Source organism: Thermincola ferriacetica, from assembly GCF_001263415.1.
Classification (GTDB): domain Bacteria; phylum Bacillota; class Thermincolia; order Thermincolales; family Thermincolaceae; genus Thermincola; species Thermincola ferriacetica.
The window spans coordinates 1-13,510 of sequence record NZ_LGTE01000041.1; the positions used below are offsets into that span (position 1 = coordinate 1).

The following is a 13,510-nucleotide window of genomic DNA, read 5'->3' on the forward strand; positions in this document are numbered from 1 at the left end:
GGTTTGCAGCACCAAGCTCCCAGGTAGCGGAGACACCCTCCTACCCTGCCGCCATTCTCCAGCACCAAGCTCCGGGGCAGCCGGGTCACCCCTCCCACCCTTCCGCCACCAGATGTTAAAGGTAGCAGGGAATTTGCAATTTTTGCCGAAATTATATACCAAATCGTTTCTAAAACATATGGTGGAGGAACCTTTATGCCTAAAAAAGAATCCAAACAATTGGACAACCAGTTATTTCAACTGCAGTTAGCCTTTGCCGGTTTATCTTTATACCGGAACCTCCTGACAACAGATGCCGGTACACAGTTATACAACCTCCTAAGCCTGTTAAGAGCCAAGGAAGTGGAGCCTCTGGAAATTGTATCCGCTTACCATACTTTACTGCATACCCTGTGCAGGGACGCGGAGTTAACGGGAGAGCCCTGTGTGGGCGATGCCTGGCAGAACTTTTTGCTTGATTTCATAATTACTGATGAAAACCCTTTTTCCCTGCAGGCCCAAAAAATGTCCCTGAGAGATATGAGTCCTTCCCTGATCAAAGCGGCCGGTTACGACATGAAGCTGCTGCAGCAGTTATTTTACGCCACATCTGTTGTTAAAAAGGCTTGTGGATTTGCTTCAGATTCAGCATACCCGGACTGGCACGTCTTTGGGGGCCAAAACCCACCAAGTAATACTAACCTGGAAAACCACCAAATAAAAAACATGTTTATGGAAACTCCCGCTTGGGAATCCTGCCTGGAAAAACTGGCAGACTTTTACCAGCAGAAAGGCTGTGGAATTTTCGCCAAGTATATTGCCTTCAAATGGTCCGGAGAGGATAAAAAGTTAAAGGGGATTCCCCAACCGGACCCCGTCAGGCTGGATAATCTGGTAGGATATAAAACGGAACGAAAGGTAATTATTGACAATACCAGGCAATTTATTGCCGGTTATCCGGCCAATAATATTTTATTATACGGAGACCGGGGCACGGGCAAATCGTCAACGGTCAAAGCCCTGTTAAACGAGTTTTTCATAAAAGGCCTCCGGCTGGTGGAAATGACCAAAAAGCAGTTGTCTGACCTACCAAGCCTGTTGGATGTCCTGAAACGTCATCCGCAAAAATTTATTATATTTATCGATGACCTTTCCTTTGAAGAAACCGAAACAGAATACCTGGCCCTGAAAGCGATTTTGGAAGGAAGCCTGGAAGCACGCCCGGCCAATGTGTTGATTTATGCCACATCAAACAGACGCCACTTGGTAAAAGAAAAATTCAGCGACAGGACTGTTTCTACAGTATACAAGGATTCGGAGGAAATCAGGATTCAGGATACGATGCAGGAGAAACTGTCATTGTCGGACCGTTTCGGGATAACGGTGATATTCCCTGCTCCTGACCAAAAAACCTACCTGGAAATAGTGGAAAATCTGGCTATCCAGAGAAGCATCGCATTGGACCCCGCTGTTTTGAGGCAGCGGGCGATACAGTGGTCCATGCTACACAACGGTCGCTCCGGCAGGTCGGCAAAACAGTTTATCGATCAATTGGAAGGTGAACTGGCCCTGGAAAAAACACATTTTTGACAGTTAGGAAAAATAATGAAGGGGCCGTTCACGTATGAACTGAGCCCCTTTCAAACTTCCCTCTTTAGTGGTTTTTTTATGTTTTACCTGACCCCACCAAAAACAATACAGGAATTATGATAGCCAACAAAGACACCGCTGAGCACCTGCCCGTACAAGCTGTGCAAAGGCCGTTAAAATTACGGTAAAAGTCTATGGACGCCAATATCAACCCAGCGGCTAAAACCGTATACAATATCACCCTATAGGTTAAAGCGCTGCCTGATTTCATAAAATTCCCCCACAGTCTCATCAAAAATCTTCCTGATTTTTCAATAATTTGTCCAAGGAGGGTTTGCCACAGTCTCTCATATTCTGCACTCTAGCTCCAATTTTTTTGGAAGATAAAGGCTTTTCCTTACGATTATATTAAAATTATATTACAAAAATAGGTCGGTTTCCATAAAAAATTAACAAAACGGCAAAAAAAATGGTAGAGAGTATTTCTCTACCAAATGGAAAATGGGTTTAACAGGTTTAGAAATAAAAATCCTGGCCTCAAAAGAAACCAGGAAAACCGTTAACTTTATCCGGTACTTCCCTTTCTCCCGAAGGGCGCTGCACCTTTGTCCCAGGCAGGTCTCCTGACTCATGGCTCAACGCTTCCCAAACCTTCCCCGGAAATCGAGTGGCCTTCTTTGGGTTGCTCCCCATTCACAGTGGCGGGACCGTACAGGATTTTCACCTGTTTCCCTATTATCCCTTATAAGGGCACCTGAAACAAATCCAATTTTAAGTTCTTAAAAATTATAACATAATCCTTTCAAAAAGTCTACTGCAAAAAACGAATTTAAGGGTGGCAAAAACGCCACCCTTTGCTTAATTGCAGCCTGTATTCCTGAATTTGGTTTCTTTATTTGGTACTGACTGCACTTTCGCCACCTACAGCTGCCTGGGCTGCTGCCAGACGGGCAATAGGCACGCGGAACGGAGAACAACTGACATAATCCATGCCTACCCGGTGACAGAAGGCGATGGAACTGGGCTCGCCTCCATGTTCACCGCAGATACCCACTTTGAGTTTTGGGTTGGCTTGCCGGCCGAGTTCGGTACCCATTTTAACCAATTTGCCCACACCGCCCTGGTCGAGGACAATAAAGGGGTTATCGGTAAGAATTTTCTTGGCCAGGTAATCCTGCAGGAACTTACCTTCAGCATCGTCCCGGCTAAAGCCCAGGGTAGTCTGAGTCAGGTCATTGGTGCCAAAGGAGAAGAAATCAGCAAATTCCGCAATCTCATCGGCTGTGACGGCAGCTCTCGGCATCTCAATCATCGTTCCTACATGGATATCAAAAGTAACACCTGTTTCTTCCTGTACTTGTTTGGCTATTTCAACGGCCTGTTCACGCAGCATCCTGAGCTCGTTGGCATGAATAACCAGCGGGATCATAACCTCCGGCTTAGCATCAACACCTTCCTTCACTAACTGCGCCGTAGCCTGGTAAATAGCGCGAACCTGCATAGCATAAATTTCCGGGAAGGTTACACCCAGACGGCAGCCCCGGTGCCCAAGCATGGGGTTAAACTCATGCAGTTGACGCACTTTCTTGAGCAGTTCTTCTTTTTCAGCAATAACCTTGGGATCCCCATTAGTACATTTCAACTCGGCGATCTCAACGGCCAGTTCTTCCTGGTTGGGCAGGAACTCATGCAGTGGTGGGTCAAGCAACCGGATATAAACAGGGAAACCTGCCATGGCCTTTAAAATGCCGTAAAAATCTCCCTGCTGCATGGGCAGTAATTTTTCCAGAGCGGCATTTCTTTCTTCCAGGGTTTCGGCCAAAATCATCTGCTGAACAACAGGCAGTCTATCCTGAGCCATAAACATGTGCTCGGTACGACAGAGGCCGATACCTTCAGCGCCAAATTCCCGTGCCCTGGCTGCGTCTTCTGGAGTATCAGCATTAGCCCTTACGGACATGGTTCTCAGTTCATCGGCCCAGGAAAGCAGTTTCTGGAATTCACCGGAAATCTCCGGGTCAATCATGGGCACTTCACCAAGAATGACCTGGCCGGTAGCGCCATCGATAGAAATTACGTCGCCCTCTTTAACTGTAACACCGTCAACAGTAAAATATTTGCCTTCGTAATTAATTTTGATTGCTTCACAGCCGCATACACAAGGTTTACCCATACCGCGGGCAACAACGGCTGCGTGGCTGGTCATACCGCCACGGCTGGTCAATACGCCCTGAGCTTCCACAATGCCGTGGATATCATCAGGTGTTGTCTCGGTCCGTACCAACACAACTTTTACGCCCTGCTGGCCCAATTTTTCGGCCTCGTCAGCATCGAATACTACCTGGCCGCAGGCAGCGCCGGGAGAGGCAGGTAATCCTTTAGCGATTACTTCAAATTTGGCATTGGGGTCAATTCTCCGGTGGAGGAGTTGGTCTAACTGACCGGGCTCTACTCTTAAGATAGCTTCTTTCTTATCAATAAGGCCTTCTTCTACCATATCCACCGCTATCTTGATAGCAGCCGGCGCTGTCCTCTTTCCATGACGGGTCTGTAATATGTACAACTTGCCTCTTTCAATAGTAAACTCAATATCCTGCATGTTCTTGTAGTGGTTTTCGAGGAGCTTGCAGATATCAAGAAACTGTTGGTAGATTTCTGGCATTTCCTCTTCCAACTTGCTGATGGGCTGCGGAGTTCTGATACCGGCAACTACGTCTTCGCCCTGCGCGTTAATAAGATACTCGCCGTAAAGCTTTTTTTCACCGGTAGACGGGTTCCTGGTAAAGGCGACGCCGGTACCGCAGTCATTACCCATATTACCGAAAACCATTAGCTGAACGTTCACGGCTGTACCCAGATCATCGGGGATACCGTTAAGCTTCCGGTAAACTATGGCCCTTTGGTTGTTCCAGGAGCCAAATACGGCAGTAACAGCGCCGAATAACTGTTCCATGGGGTCTTCGGGGAATGGTTTTCCCGTTTCTCTCAAAACTACATTCTTGTATTCGGCAACTATTGCTCTTAAGTCTTCAGCATCCAGTTCCGTGTCATACTGAACGCCTTTTTTCTCCTTTTGGGCTTCTAAAACATTTTCAAATTTATAATGATCTACACCCAGAACTACGTTGCTATACATTTGGATAAATCTGCGGTAGCAGTCCAGAACAAAGCGTTCATTCTGAGTGGCTTCGATCATACCCTGGCAGGTTTGTTCATTGAGGCCCAGGTTCAGAATGGTATCCATCATACCGGGCATCGAAAACTTGGCCCCAGAACGAACGGATACCAGTAACGGGTTTTTGGCGTCCCCAAACTTTTTCCCGGCCATTTCCTCAAGGCTGGCCAACTTTTCTTTAAGCTCTTCTTCCAATCCTTCAGGCCACTTTTTCCCCTGGGCATAATATTCGTTGCATGCCTCTGTGGTAATGGTCAATCCCGGTGGCACGGGAAGACCGATGTTTGTCATTTCCGCCAGGTTGGCACCCTTGCCTCCCAGCAAATCCCTCATATCCGCTTTGCCTTCTTTAAACAGGTAAACATACTTCTTATTTGCCATATCCATCCCCCTTATTAACTATTTCTAAAACTTTACTGGCCGTTTCTTCCACGGCTTTGTTAGTAACATCAATAATAGGACAGTTGATTTTACGCATAATTTCTTCTGCATAGTCCAGTTCCTTTAAAATTCGTTCCATGCTGGCATAATCGGCCCCGGATTTTAACCCAAGGGTCTTTAGTCGTTCACGGCGGATTTCGTTTAGCTGTTCGGGTTTAATCGTTAAGCCAATTACTTTCTTCGGAGGCAGGATAAAAAGATCGGCCGGAGCTGCCACTTCCGGGACCAGAGGAATATTGGTAGCTTTCACCCTTTTATGTGCCAGATACATGCATAAGGGGGTTTTACCGGTCCGGGATACCCCAATGATGACCACATCGGCATAATTTATCCCTCTGGGGTCCTTTCCGTCATCATATTTGACGGCAAATTCTATGGCCTCGACTTTCCGAAAATATTCTTTGTCCAACTTATGGAGAAGGCCCGGCTTCATCTTTGGCGTTTTGTCCAGCATATTGGCCAGGGCCTCCACCATTGGCCCCATAATATCCACAGCCGTTACACCCAGGTTTACCGTTTCCTGCACAAGTGCATCACGAAGTTCCGGGAGCACCAGTGTATATGCAATTATTGCAGGCTCCTGTTTGGCTTCAGCTACAATCTCTTTGATATGATGGACATTATTAACATAGGGAATTGTCCTTATATCAATATTTCCTCCGTTGAACTGGCTTGCCGCAGCTCTTACAACGAATTCTGCTGTTTCTCCTACCGAGTCGGATACCACGTAAACTTTTGGCTGCATTGTATCGGTTGAGACACCTTCACCTCCTAACGGGTTTCGCCTAACTCAACAAAGAGCTTGGTAATAGTTGTTTTTGTTATCCTGCCGGTAACCCGCAATTTTTCTTCGCCGTTGGCCAGGGTTTTCACTTCCACAACGGGCAGGGCATCAATTTCCCTGGACACCAGTTTCTGAGCAGCGAGCAAAATGGGGTCATCAGGATTGATTGTAACTACATTGGGCATCTTAGTCATCACAACCATTACCGGCACTTTGGAAACATCCATGCCACCCATGGTTGCTTTTAAAAGATCTTTTCTGGAAACCACCCCTTCCAGGTAACCATTTTTAGTAATAAACAATGTCCCTACATCTTCCATAAACATGCTGACAATAGCATCGTAAATGCTGACTTGCTCATCAAGAACAAAAGGAAAAGAACAAACATCTTTTACTTTAATTTTATTGATTCTCTGGGCAACCAGACTATTAATCGTTTTCCCGGTAAAAATATAACCGACCCGCGGCCGGGCTTCCAAAATGCCGGCCATAGTCAACAGGGTTAGGTCAGGGCGTAAGGTTGCCCTGATCAGGGACAGTTTTTCAGCAATTTGTCTACCGGTAATAGGGCCTTCCTGCTTGACTATTTCTACGATTTGTTCCTGGCGTTTGGTAAGTTCCACTTCAGTCACTACCCTCCCTGAAGACAATGTGTTATACTAATAGAACAAATATACTATATAATTATACGCGATATTTGAGAAAAGTCCTGCCTTTTTGTACTAATGTTCTACATTTTTTACCCAGAAAATATAGTATTTAACCATTTGCCGACATAGACCGATTTTTCAAAAAAGACCTTAAGGTTCCCTCAAGCGGGCTAGCCGGATTTATCCGTCTTTACCCGCTAGACTCTACACGCCAACTGAAATATAAGCGTAAAAAGGAACCCTAAGGTCTCTTAATATCCTACAAACATGTGGAACAAAACCAACTTCACGGCTCGCTTTGTCATTTACTGGACAATTTTGGTCAGGTCGGCTATGGGCAGCATCAAGTTAGTAATCTGCTTTAACAGCGCCAACCGGTTATTCTTAATCCGTTCATCGTCAACCATTACCATAACTTGCTCAAAGTAATTATCTATGGGCTGCTGAAGGAGAGCAAACCGCTGAAACAACTGCCTGTACTGCCCTTCTTTCAGGTAAGTCCTAAACTCTTCGGAAGCTGTCAAAAATTCTTTATAAAGGGCTTTTTCGGCTTCTTCCTTTAATAGTGCAGGTTCAATATCTTCAGTCTCGGCTTTATTAGCCAGATTTGCCACCCGGTTATAAGCCCTTAACAACTTATCAAAGATTTCCTGGTTGCGCAGGTTGGTCAGCGCCTCTGCCCTATTGACCGTATCAATCAAATCATCGTAACCCGATGCCAGGACAGCTTCAATTACATCGTAGCTGATGGCCTTGTTTTCCAGGATATTCTTAATCCGCTGCCGGAAAAATTCCAGCACTTCGGCAACAGTCTCCTCCTTATTTAATTTTGCTTCGATTTTTCCTTCATAATTGTCATATGCCCGTTTTACCAACGCGCTTAAAGAAACCCGCAGGCCGGAATTAAGAATGACATGACAGATTCCCAATGCCTGGCGCCTCAGTGCATAGGGGTCCTGGGAACCGGTAGGCTGGATACCGACAGCGAAACACCCGACTACCGTATCCATTTTATCGGCAATACTCAATATCTGGCCTGCTTTTGCTTCCGGTAAAATATCGCCGGCAAACCTGGGCAGGTAGTGTTCGAATATAGCTTCCGCTACCGCATCGGTTTCGCCGCTGTGCCGGGCATAGTCTTTACCCATTACCCCCTGCAGTTCGGGAAATTCATATACCATGTTGCTTACCAGGTCAGCTTTGCAAAGGTAGCCGGCCCTTTTAATGGTTTCCTGTACAGCGCCATCAATTTGCAGTGCTTCGGCGAGATAAGTTCCCAGCTTGATAATTCGTTCAACCTTGTCGTAAACAGTACCCAGGCTTTCCTGAAAAACGATTTTCTTAAGTTTGTCCACGTTTTCGGCCAAGGGTACTTTTAAGTCCTCGTCATAGAAGAATTTTGCATCGGCTAACCTGGCCCGGAGAACTTTTTCATTGCCTTCCCTAACCAGGTCATTATTAATGCCATTACTGATGGCGATAAACTTGTCCAGCAACTGGCCATCCTCTTTTTCCACGGGAAAATACCGCTGGTGTTCTCGCATAGGCGTAACTACCACTTCTTTTGGTAGTTTCAGAAAATCAGGTTCGAAACTTCCTGTCAAGGCAACGGGATATTCTACCAGGTGAACAACTTCATCAAGGAGTTCTCTAAAATCATCATCTTCCTTAAAATAACCGCCCGCCTGTTTGGTTAAAGCTTCTACCTCCCTGGTTATCCGCCTCTTTCTTTCCTCAGGATCTATGACAACAAATAATTCCTTTTCTATCCGCCGAAAATAATCAGCAGGATTGGCAATTTCTGCCTCACCTTTGCCTAAAAAACGGTGGCCCTTAGTAGTTCTGCCGCTTACGGTGCCGGCAACCTGAAAATTAATAACATCTTCCCCGTACAGAGCCAAAATCCACCTGATAGGCCGCACAAAGCGCATCTCATGATCAGCCCAGCGCATGGGTTTGGGGAAACTGAGCCCGTTAATCAACTGCAGGCAAAATTCCGGCAGCAATTCTGCCACATTGCGGCCTTCTTCCCTTTTGACTGCAAAGACGTATTCCCCGGCCCCCGTATTTTTAACTACCAGGTCTTCTACTGCTACACCCTGGCTCCGGGCGAAGCCCAAAGCAGCTTTTGTGGGCTGCCCCTGCTCGTCATAGGCGGCTTTCACGGAAGGACCTTTAGCCTCGCTTTCTGCCGATTCCTGGGTTTCCCCCAAATTGCTGATGCTTACCACCAACCGCCTGGGAGTTCCATATACCTGCACTGCTCCCTTTTCATCCGGCGTCTTAAACCTGTATTCTTTTATCAATTCGCCCGTTATGGCCCCAAGCTGCATCAAAGCATCATCCATAAATCTGGCCGGAATTTCTTCTGTCCCGATTTCCAGTAAAAAATCTTTGGCCATGACTTACTTTCCCCCTTTCTTCAATAAGGGAAAGCCCATCCTCTCCCTTTGTTCGACATATGCCTGCGCACATAACCTGGCCATGTTTCTCACTCTGGCGATATATCCTTGCCGTTCAGTAACACTGATGGCCCCCCGGGCGTCTAATAAATTAAAGGTGTGGGAACATTTCAACACATAATCATAGGCCGGCAGGACAAAACCTTTTTCAATTACCCTGACAGCCTCTTTTTCAAACATGTTAAAGGCGTTAAAAAGCATGTCAGTGTCGGCAATTTCAAAATTGTAGTGCGAGTGTTCAACTTCTCCCTGGTGGTGAACGTCGCCGTAAGTTATTCCGTCCACCCAGATGATATCGAAGACACTGTCTTTCTTTTGAATAAATGTAGCCAACCGCTCCAGGCCATAGGTAATTTCAGCACAGACAGGTTTGCAGTCTAAGCCGCCGCACTGTTGAAAATATGTAAACTGAGTGATTTCCATGCCGTCAAGCCATACTTCCCAGCCCAACCCCCAAGCGCCCAAAGTAGGGGATTCCCAGTTGTCTTCCACAAATCTAATATCGTGTTCTTCGGGGTTGATACCAATGGCCCGCAAACTATCCAGGTAAATTTCCACCACATTTTCCGGGTGCGGCTTCAAAATAACCTGGTATTGATAATAATGTTGCAAGCGGTTGGGGTTATCCCCATAACGCCCGTCAGTAGGCCGCCTGGATGGCTCTACATAAGCCACATTCCACGGTTCCGGTCCCAGGACCCGTAAAAATGTGGCGGGATTCATGGTACCTGCCCCTTTTTCAACATCGTAAGGCTGTTGAATAATACAGTTGCGTTCAGACCAAAACTTATTGAGAGTTAAAATAATGTCCTGAAAATTCATATAAACCTCCCCTTTTTGAAGTTTATAATTGACAATTGATAACTGATAATTGACTACAAGCTGCAGGGTTATGGTTAATTGTCAACTATCAATTGCCAATTAAAAAACCTCCCATCCCCGGCAAATTGCCAGGGACGAGAGGAATTTCCCGCGGTTCCACCCTGCTTGGCCAAAAAAACATTGACCCACTTTCTTTTCTGCAGGCTTTACTCAGGCCAGGGCCCTTTCCTCCTGCCGTTCAGGAGCGCCTTTCCCCGTATGCCTCTGGCCGGATTTCCACCACCACCGGCTCTCTTGGCAGTAAACATACGGCTACTTTCTCCCTCATCACGCAACATTATCCATTTTGATAATACTTTAGCAAATTAGATATTAAAAGTCAAGCAGGCAACTTAATGCCGGACGTCCATATATTCATTGGTCGGGTTATTGGCCGGTTTTGCTTCGTCTGAATTATTTTCGTCATCTTTCCTATTTTTCTCCAGTTCCAGAGTTACTTTGTTAGCCATGGCCGCAATGGTACCTATACCGGCAACAAGAGCTAACTGGGTGTTGGCCAAGGCCCCCAGCACCCCCAGCGCCCCCAAGGTAGCCGGTACTTCAAACAAGGTCTTGTCACCCTGTTTGACTTTTATCTTCGTATCAGTTCCCTTTTTTATATAGGTTTTAATTTGGTTTATCACTTCTTCGCCTTTTTTCTGAGCGCGGTCTGACCAGTTCTCGCTCGCCTGTTCTTCCAGCAAAACCAAAGCTTCAATAATATCACCATTGGTTTTTTCCAAAGCTTCTTTGGCTTCCCGGTAAGAGACGTCTAACCTTTCACGAATAATATCTATCTTTTCCAAGTCCAGGTCCACTGTCATTTTAAAGCCTCCTTTCTGCTTTATAGTTTGTGCAAATCATCCGAATTTATTGTAGAACGGTATCGAGGAAAACAGTTGATTTTAACTTCCGCTCAATCCGTTCATCGATATAATGTCTCAAAATAGCCGCGATTTCTTGCTGTCTTTCTTCAGGAACTTTGAGAACCTGTAGCCGGCGAATATCCCATTTTAACAATTGTTGCATAGTTTTTAGACTGCCCATTTGTATAGTTGTAGCAAATGGGTCATGGCCGGAACATTCATCACATAAAACCCCACCAAGGCGGGAACTGAACCTGACTTTCGCAGCATTGCCTGCCACGGGTCCGTGACAATGAACACAACTCTCCAACTGCGGGCAGTATCCTAAAATATTTAACAGCTTTAATTCAAAAGCCCGCACCAACAGGCCTGGATTATCTTTTAACAAAAGGTAAAAAGTTGTCAGCAATAAAAGAAAAACCTGCTCATTCGGCTCTCCTTCGGCCGTAAAACCATCCACCAATTCCGTTAAATAAGTGGAATAAGCCAGTTTAACAAGGTCTTCCCGCAAGTGACTGAACGATTCTTTGGGTTCACATTGGGTTATCGTATCCAGAGAACGTCCCTGATAAAGGAGGAAATTACCGTATGTAAAAGGCTGGACCGCTCCCCTTTTGCGACTTTTTGTTTTTCGGCTGCCTTTCGCTATAGCCTGCACTTTTCCACGGCTATAGGTGTATAAAGTCACTATCCTATCGGCTTCCGAAAAATCCCGGACCCGTAGCACCAAAGCATCAGTTTTATATAATCTCATCATGTCCCACTTCTTTTCATAAATGTATAGCTACGGGTTACCTATTCGACAAGGGCAAGCGGATTCCTTTTCCTTCAATATTCGCCTCCCGTTGCCACATTCTGAGTTTCCGCGGAATTATTGCCTGTTAGCGCCATTTCTTCGTTACTATAATCTTTATATAGCAAATAAGCGCCAATGTGTCCGGTATTTTCAAATAACTTCCAAAATACATCACTGCTGACCATCGCAAGCAACCCCTTTCCGCTCAGGTGAATCTTGCATACACTAAAGTATATGCAGCTAAATATTTTCCTTTTAAACCTTATTCAATTTTTACAGTATTAGATTGACCGGAAGAGATGCAGACTATACTAGCTGGTTAATTCCAGTTTCACCTTAAAAAAACTGGTTTAATGTAAAAGTACAAGTCTGCATTGACATTTTAAAACTTACATCATATACTAAAATCAGCAAAAAGGATTTCCGTTTTTCATTTTCTTAACTTAAACAGAATCAAAAACCCCATTCTTTGTTAGGTGAGGCTTCTGCATAGACCATACGCCACTGCCCGGAAATGTCGAGAGACGCCAATGGGTCAACAGGTACTACCGGATTAAGGTTTTACCTAATGTGGCTGAGTTGTAGAACTCTAGCTATGTATGTGCCAAAGCTCAGACGAGGAAGGTGGTCGCGATATGCATTTTTGTTTTATCGTAAACATCTTCTTCGGGAAGGTGTTTTTTTTCTTTTTGAACAAAACATTTTTCAATTTTTGAACAAAATAGATTTATAAGCACAAGAAAGGAGTGTTCCCGGTGATTAATATATTCAAATCTTCAATAGACGGGCAGTTTCATGAACTCGATACTTTCGAAAAAGGCTGTTGGGTCAACCTGGTCAACCCGACTGAGCCTGAAATCCAGCTTGTTTCAAAAGAACTTGGCATCGAGCCCAATTTCCTGCGGGATCCCCTGGACGAAGAAGAAAAAGCGCGTATTGAAAAAGAAGACAATATATTATTAATCATCGTGGATATTCCTATTCTAAATATCGAAGACAACGAATGTTATTTTGATACCATACCCCTTGGTATGATAGTTGTTGACGACAGTTATTTTGTCACCGTCTGTCTCAAAGAAAACCCTATCCTGAACGAATTCGCCCAAAACAGAATTAAAGGTTTTTTTACCTTTAAAAAAACCCGGTTTATTCTGCAACTGCTGTACCGAATAGCAACTTATTACCTGCGGTACCTGAAACAGATAAACCGGAAAACTGATGAAATAGAAAAACAACTGCACAAGTCTATGAAAAACCAGGAGCTGTTTTCTCTCCTGAACCTGGAAAAGAGTTTGGTTTATTTTACTACATCCTTAAGGGCTAACGAAATCGTCATGGAAAAATTGTTAAGGGGCGGTTTCCTGAAAATGTACCCGGAAGACGAAGATCTGATGGACGACACCATTATAGAAAATAAACAGGCCATTGAAATGGCTCATATATACAGCAACATTTTAAGCGGCATGATGGATGCTTTTGCGTCGGTTATCTCCAATAACCTAAATATGGTGATGAAATTTCTTACCTCGATAACCATAGTCCTCGCCATTCCAACCATGGTGGCAAGTTTTTTTGGCATGAATGTCAGTCTTCCGTTTCAGAACAATGAACACGCCTTCACCTTTATTATCCTTTTGACCCTGTTCGTTTCATTCGCAACAACCTTAATACTTGCCAAGCGAAAACTGTTTTAGTTTAATGGGAGCTCAAATGATTCCTCGCTCCAATTTTTCCAAGCCACTCAATTGTAGGGTTGGGTGGGCTCTCCGCTACCACGGAAACTTTATGCTGGAGAATGGCGGCAGGGTAGGAGGGTCTCCACTACCCGGGAGCTTGGTGCTGCAAACCCTTGCCGTTCAGGCAGCGTTCCCGAACTCGATGGCTTATATTGCAGTTTCGGCGGAAA

The 13,510-nt window shown here is 45.2% G+C and carries 10 protein-coding genes, 2 riboswitches and 1 other annotated feature; of the genes, 2 read left to right on the plus strand and 8 right to left on the minus strand.

The features are described 5' to 3' along the window. The first annotated feature begins 195 nt into the window (after nucleotides 1–195). Nucleotides 196–1,569 carry an ATP-binding protein gene (locus Tfer_RS15195; RefSeq protein WP_052219131.1) on the plus strand — a complete coding sequence of 458 codons (1,374 nt, stop codon included), beginning with the start codon at nucleotides 196–198 and terminating at the stop codon, nucleotides 1,567–1,569. A 596-nt stretch (nucleotides 1,570–2,165) separates the two neighbouring features. After that, nucleotides 2,166–2,342: riboswitch (cobalamin riboswitch) on the minus strand. Between the two features lie 119 nt (nucleotides 2,343–2,461). On the opposite strand, the gene ppdK is transcribed toward Tfer_RS15195, so the two are convergent. From ppdK to Tfer_RS16170, 8 genes are all read right to left on the minus strand, one after another. Continuing rightward, on the minus strand, nucleotides 2,462–5,125 hold the full coding sequence (ppdK, locus tag Tfer_RS15210) for a pyruvate, phosphate dikinase (RefSeq protein WP_052219133.1): 2,664 nt from the start codon (nucleotides 5,123–5,125) through the stop codon (nucleotides 2,462–2,464). Beyond that, nucleotides 5,115–5,930 (minus strand): pyruvate, water dikinase regulatory protein, encoded by an 816-nt coding sequence (locus Tfer_RS15215; protein ID WP_013121238.1) that lies wholly within the window; start codon nucleotides 5,928–5,930, stop codon nucleotides 5,115–5,117. The genes ppdK and Tfer_RS15215 overlap by 11 nt, the downstream gene beginning before the upstream one ends. A 26-nt stretch (nucleotides 5,931–5,956) precedes the next feature. Next, nucleotides 5,957–6,592: a transcriptional regulator CcpN gene (ccpN, locus tag Tfer_RS15220; protein WP_052219138.1), complete on the minus strand. Its 636-nt coding sequence runs from the start codon at nucleotides 6,590–6,592 to the stop codon at nucleotides 5,957–5,959. A gap of 332 nt (nucleotides 6,593–6,924) precedes the next feature. After that, nucleotides 6,925–9,021: a glycine--tRNA ligase subunit beta gene (glyS, locus tag Tfer_RS15225; RefSeq protein WP_052219134.1), complete on the minus strand. Its 2,097-nt coding sequence runs from the start codon at nucleotides 9,019–9,021 to the stop codon at nucleotides 6,925–6,927. A 3-nt stretch (nucleotides 9,022–9,024) separates the two neighbouring features. Then, nucleotides 9,025–9,903, minus strand: coding sequence for a glycine--tRNA ligase subunit alpha (gene glyQ, locus Tfer_RS15230; RefSeq protein ID WP_052219135.1), 879 nt, complete (start codon nucleotides 9,901–9,903; stop codon nucleotides 9,025–9,027). 127 nt (nucleotides 9,904–10,030) lie between these two features. Further along, nucleotides 10,031–10,240: a binding site (T-box leader), on the minus strand. Between the two features lie 55 nt (nucleotides 10,241–10,295). Then, nucleotides 10,296–10,766, minus strand: coding sequence for a DUF4342 domain-containing protein (locus tag Tfer_RS15235; protein WP_013121242.1), 471 nt, complete (start codon nucleotides 10,764–10,766; stop codon nucleotides 10,296–10,298). 46 nt (nucleotides 10,767–10,812) lie between these two features. After that, nucleotides 10,813–11,565: a DNA repair protein RecO gene (recO, locus tag Tfer_RS15240; RefSeq protein WP_200901053.1), complete on the minus strand. Its 753-nt coding sequence runs from the start codon at nucleotides 11,563–11,565 to the stop codon at nucleotides 10,813–10,815. Nucleotides 11,566–11,636: 71 nt separating this feature from the next. Further along, the gene (locus tag Tfer_RS16170; RefSeq protein ID WP_083436985.1) at nucleotides 11,637–11,789 is read right to left on the minus strand and encodes a YqzL family protein; all 153 of its coding nucleotides are present in this window, start codon (nucleotides 11,787–11,789) and stop codon (nucleotides 11,637–11,639) included. A gap of 276 nt (nucleotides 11,790–12,065) precedes the next feature. Next, nucleotides 12,066–12,235, plus strand: a riboswitch (M-box (ykoK) riboswitch). 124 nt (nucleotides 12,236–12,359) lie between these two features. Between Tfer_RS16170 and Tfer_RS15245 the strand changes: the two genes are divergently transcribed. Continuing rightward, nucleotides 12,360–13,298 (plus strand): magnesium transporter CorA family protein, encoded by a 939-nt coding sequence (locus Tfer_RS15245; protein ID WP_052219137.1) that lies wholly within the window; start codon nucleotides 12,360–12,362, stop codon nucleotides 13,296–13,298. Nucleotides 13,299–13,510 lie beyond the last annotated feature (212 nt).

Bases quoted from the DNA above. Each gene is read 5' to 3' on its own strand.
- Tfer_RS15195 (WP_052219131.1), top strand. From the start codon at position 196: ATGCCTAAAAAAGAATCCAAACAATTGGACAACCAGTTATTTCAACTG.
- ppdK (WP_052219133.1), bottom strand. From the start codon at position 5,125: ATGGCAAATAAGAAGTATGTTTACCTGTTTAAAGAAGGCAAAGCGGAT.
- Tfer_RS15215 (WP_013121238.1), bottom strand. From the start codon at position 5,930: ATGCAGCCAAAAGTTTACGTGGTATCCGACTCGGTAGGAGAAACAGCA.
- glyS (WP_052219134.1), bottom strand. From the start codon at position 9,021: ATGGCCAAAGATTTTTTACTGGAAATCGGGACAGAAGAAATTCCGGCC.
- glyQ (WP_052219135.1), bottom strand. From the start codon at position 9,903: ATGAATTTTCAGGACATTATTTTAACTCTCAATAAGTTTTGGTCTGAA.
- Tfer_RS15235 (WP_013121242.1), bottom strand. From the start codon at position 10,766: ATGACAGTGGACCTGGACTTGGAAAAGATAGATATTATTCGTGAAAGG.
- recO (WP_200901053.1), bottom strand. From the start codon at position 11,565: ATGATGAGATTATATAAAACTGATGCTTTGGTGCTACGGGTCCGGGAT.
- Tfer_RS16170 (WP_083436985.1), bottom strand. From the start codon at position 11,789: ATGGTCAGCAGTGATGTATTTTGGAAGTTATTTGAAAATACCGGACAC.